Origin of the sequence: Aquibium sp. ELW1220 (assembly GCF_030398385.1) — a bacterium.
GTDB lineage: Bacteria > Pseudomonadota > Alphaproteobacteria > Rhizobiales > Rhizobiaceae > Aquibium.
Map to the genome: position 1 here is coordinate 1 of NZ_JAOAOQ010000091.1, position 4,537 is coordinate 4,537.

3 protein-coding genes and 1 pseudogene are annotated in these 4,537 nt (G+C 66.1%); 1 reads left to right on the plus strand and 3 read right to left on the minus strand.

The features are described from left to right. Positions 1-140: pseudogene (locus N1F91_RS30705) on the plus strand (ISAs1 family transposase); the annotation flags it as partial. An 8-nt stretch (positions 141-148) separates the two neighbouring features. On the opposite strand, the gene N1F91_RS30710 reads toward N1F91_RS30705, so the two are convergent. The 3 genes from N1F91_RS30710 to N1F91_RS30720 form a co-directional block, all read right to left on the minus strand. Further along, positions 149-1,687 (minus strand): AMP-binding protein, encoded by a 1,539-nt coding sequence (locus tag N1F91_RS30710; protein ID WP_289997711.1) that lies wholly within the window; start codon positions 1,685-1,687, stop codon positions 149-151. 7 nt (positions 1,688-1,694) lie between these two features. Continuing rightward, on the minus strand, positions 1,695-2,450 hold the full coding sequence (locus tag N1F91_RS30715) for an SDR family oxidoreductase (RefSeq protein ID WP_289997712.1): 756 nt from the start codon (positions 2,448-2,450) through the stop codon (positions 1,695-1,697). 583 nt (positions 2,451-3,033) lie between these two features. After that, a partial coding sequence (locus N1F91_RS30720) for a methyl-accepting chemotaxis protein (protein WP_289997713.1) occupies positions 3,034-4,537 on the minus strand: 1,504 nt, incomplete at its 5' end.

Here is a 4,537-nt window from a genome sequence, read left to right on the forward strand (position 1 = left end):
CGGAGAACCTCGCAATCCTACGCCGACTGACCCTCAACCTCCTGCGAACCGCCAGACCCGAACTCGCCATCAGCCGAAAACGAAAGCGAGCAGGGTGGTCCGACGCCTTCGCCAGATCAATAATCGGCCAAATGCGATAGCCCTACCGTTACCCCCGCCGGTACTTGTCCAGCCCCTCACCCTTCAGCGCCTCGACAAGATCGCGTTTCCTGATCTTGGCCGCCTCGACGGGCATGACGTCGATGATCTCGACCCGCCGCGGTGCCTTGTAGGCGGCGAGCTCCGAGCGGCACCACGCGCGCAACTCGTCCGCGGTCGCCGAAGCATTGGGATGCAGGACGACGACGGCGACCGGGATCTCCCCCTTCTCCGGGTCGGGCGCGCCGACCACGGCGCACATTCCGACCGCGGGGTGGCGGTAGAGCACGCTCTCCACCTCCAGCGGATAGATGTTGTGGCCGCCGGCGATGATGACGTCCTTCTTGCGGTCGACGATGAACAGGAAGCCGTCCTCGTCGAGGAGTCCGAGATCGCCCGACTTCCAGCCGAGTGGGACGAAGGCAGCGGCCGTGGCCTCGGCATCGCCCCAGTAGCCCTGCGCCACGCAGTCGCCGCCGATGATTACTTCGCCGACCTCGCCGCGCGGCAGTTCGCCGCCGTCGTCGCCGACGATCGCGATGCGCGAGGAGCCCACCGGCAGGCCGGCAGAACCCGACTTGCGGATGCCGGCCGTCGGCTCCATGACATTCTGGCCGCAGGTTTCGGTCGCGCCATAGACTTGCGCGACCTTCACGCCCGACAGTTCCTCGAAACGCCTGATCACTGGCTGGGGCACCGGCGAACCGCCGGTGATGCAGAGCCTGAGCGACGACAGGTCGTGGCGAGCGGCGTCGTGGTCGTTGACCATGTAGACATACATGGTCGGCGTGCCTCCGAAATATGTTGCCTTGTAGCGTTTGATGTCGGCCATCACGCGTTCCGTGTCCCAGCGCTCGTGCAGCACGATGGTCCCACCGATGTAGAGACAGAGATTGAGCGTCACCGTCAGCCCGAAATTGGTGAACAGCGGCACGGCGCAGAGATAGACCTCCTGCCCGAAGCGCGCGCGGTGCGAGACCATCATGTCGCGCAGCGTGGAAGTCACGCTGAAGTGGGTCTGCGCGGTGCCCTTCGGCGTGCCGGTAGTGCCGGACGTGAAGAACAGCGAGGCGACATCGTGGAAGTCACAGGCGATATCGTGGAAATCAGCGGATGCATCCGCCATCGCGTCATCCAGCGAGCCGCCGCTTCCCGTCCCACCGGCGACGAGACAAGTTTCAAGCGCCGGGAACTCGCCCCTGATCTCGGAGAAGTAGGGCCAGGTCGCGGCATCCGCGATCATCGCCTTCAACTGGGTCCGCTCGACGATCTTGCGCAGTTCCGCGTGGCGAAACATGGCCGAAAGCGGCGCGGGGATCGCGCCCAGCCGCTGGCAGGCCCAAAAGGCGGTCGCCATCAGCGGCGTCGAAGGCAGGTAGAGCCCGACGCGATCGCCTTTCGCAACGCCCCTCGCCGCAAGCGCGTTCGCCAGCCGCGCCGTGCGTGCCGCGAATTCGCGGTAGGTGACGGTTTCGGTCTCGGTGACGATGAAGGCGCGATCGGGCACGAGCCGAACGTTGCGAGCGAGAATCTGGCTGAGAATTTCCATCTGGCGCTCAGGAAATGAGGATGCCGCTGTCGACCGGCAGTTTTTGCCCTGTCGTCCGTTTCGATTCATCTGAGGCGAGGAACAGCACGGCGTTGGCCACGTCGATCGGTTCGGCCATGCCGAGGAGATAGGCGTCGAACTGCTTTTTCAGGTGCGGCTCGCGTCGGAAGAACTCGAGGACGCGTTCGGTGGAGACGGCCCCCGGAATGACCACGTTGACGCGGATGTTGTCCCTGGCGAACTCGACCGCCATCGAGCGCGTCAGGGCGATCACGCCGCCCTTGGCTGCGGTATAGGCATCGCGGTTGGGCACGCCCATCTCGCCCATGATCGAGGCGATATTGACGATCGAGCCGCCGCCCGCCTTCTGCATCAGCGGGATCGCGGCGCGGCTGCAAAGCCACGTCCCGTAGAGGTCGAGCTTGATGGTGCGCCAGAACTCGTCGAGTGGAGCAACCGTCAGCGGTCCGTCGCGCGGGCTCGATCCGCCCGCATTGTTGAACAGGATGTCGAGCTTTCCATATCGCGCGATCGCTTCCGCGAAGGCGCGTTCGACGCTGTCCGGTTCCGTGACGTCGCATTCGGCGAACATCGCGGAGTCGCCGGCCGCCTCGATGTCGGCGACGATGGCTTCGCTTTCGGCGCGACGTCGCGCCGCAAGCACGACCCTCGCGCCTTCCCCGGCCATCCTGCGCGCCGCCGCCTCGCCGATGCCCTGGCTCGCACCGGTGACGAACGCGACCTTGCCCTCCAGGCGTCCCATGCACGTCCTCCCGCCGCCTCAACACCGCAGCGCATTTCAACTCTATCAATCGGCCCGGACAGATGAAGCCCGAAATCTGCGGCGTGCGTCGTCCGGATGGATTAGGCCGCTTGGGTGGCCCGATGATCAACGACGTCCTCCGGATGCGGTCCGACGGACGGCGAGACCCGAACTCGGCCATCGATGCCTTCACCGCATCGATGGCCGCAGTGTTGTTGCGGTGAATTACATAGGGGTTCAGCCGCTCGACAGGCATGTCAGTGACGATCATGAGTCTCTGCGAGGAAGTCGAACCAAAGCAATGTCGGACCGGTCAGGCCGGCGCGAAATCAAAACTGATGGGTTGCGGAACGCGGCTGGCGCATCCGGGCGATACGGCTTTGGCTCGTCCTCGAACACTCTGCGACCCTGGCATCCACAGCTCGATCACAGGCAGCGCAGGCCGATCAACGATGCGCGGCCCTGACCTCGAGAGAGCCTTTCCTGCCTGGAAGACCGTGAGGAAATACCGAAGAACGGTTTGACGCCCTGCCTTTCCGTGCGCTGCAGGGTCTTCCCGAGGAGCGCACGGCGCGGTTGGATACTAAGCCGCCCTGCGCGCCGATCCTGCGCTCGCCGCGGGTGCTCCGTCGCGGATCTGCCTGCGACGGTTCAGCTTGAACCGGCCGACGAGCTCCGACAGGACCCTGGCGTTCTCGGCGAGCATCGCGGAGACGGAGGTCGTTTCCTCGACCATTCCCGCGTTCTGCTGGGTCATCCGGTCCAGCTCGTTCACGGAGAGGTTGATCTGCTCCAGACCGGTGGTCTGCTCGCCCGCCGCGCGGTCGATCTCGTTCACGTTGGCGTCGATGGTGGTGACGTAGCCGGTGATCTGCGTCAGCGCTTCGCCCGTCGCGCCCACGAACTGCACACCCGCGTCGACCTCCGTCGTCGACTTGCGGATGATCTCGCCGATCTCTTTTGCGGCAAGCGCGGAGCGCTGCGCGAGTTCGCGCACCTCCTGGGCGACCACGGCGAAGCCCCTGCCCGCTTCGCCGGCGCGTGCAGCCTCCACGCCGGCGTTGAGCGCCAGCAGGTTGGTCTGGAACGCGATCTCGTCGATGACGGAGACGACCGTCGCGATCTTCTGCGATCCGGCCTCGATGCGGTGCATCGCTTCCACCGCATTGTGCACCACCTTCTGCGAGGCGAGCGCAGCGTCGCGGGCGTCGCTTGCCTGGGCGCGCGTCTGCCGGATCTTCTCGGAGGACGAACGGACGGTGGCCGTGATCTGCTCCAGCGCCGCGGATGCCTGTTCGAGGGCGGCCGCCTGCTGCTGGGTGCGCTGCGCGAGGCCCTCCGCCGACGCGTGCATCTCCGCCCCGCCTGCATGCAGCGCCCGGGTCTTTTCCATCACCTGTTCGAGAACCGACTGGAACAGGCCGATCGAATTGTTGAAGTCGCGCCGCAGCGGCTCGAACTGCTCGGCGAAGGGCGCATCGATCGTCAGCCGGATGTTGCAGTCGGCCAGCCGCCCGAGACCCGCGCCGAGGTCCTCGACGACACGTGCGAGACTGGCCGCTTCCATCTCCCGCTCGGCAAGCCTCGAAGCGCGCTCCTGTTCCGTCCACTGCTGAGCGAGGCGGCTGTCTTCCGCCAGCCGGATGTTGTCGAGCCCGGCCTGCCTGAAGACGGCGAGACTGCCGGCCATGTCGCCGATCTCGTCCTTACGCCCTGCATAGGGCGCTTCGGTGGAGTAGTCGCCCTCGGCGAGCCTGAGCATGTAGCCCGACATCCGGTCGAGCGGCACGAGCGCCCTGATCCAGACCAGCCCGGCGCCGACCACGCAGCTGAGCAGGGTGAAGAGCCCGGCCAGCAGGGAAACGCGTCCGAGTGAGCGTTCGCTCGCGGACGCCTCGGCTTCCTTGTCGGCGAGGAAGGTCGTCGACATCTCGACGAGCTTCACGACGGCCTCGCGGTGGGAAGTGAACTGGTCGCGCAGCGTGTCCATGACCGGCGCGACGTTTCCACCGCCTTGTACCGCCGCCCGGAACGGCCCTTCGATCGTCGCCCACAGCGCGTCCGAGCGAGGCAGCACCTGGCCTTCC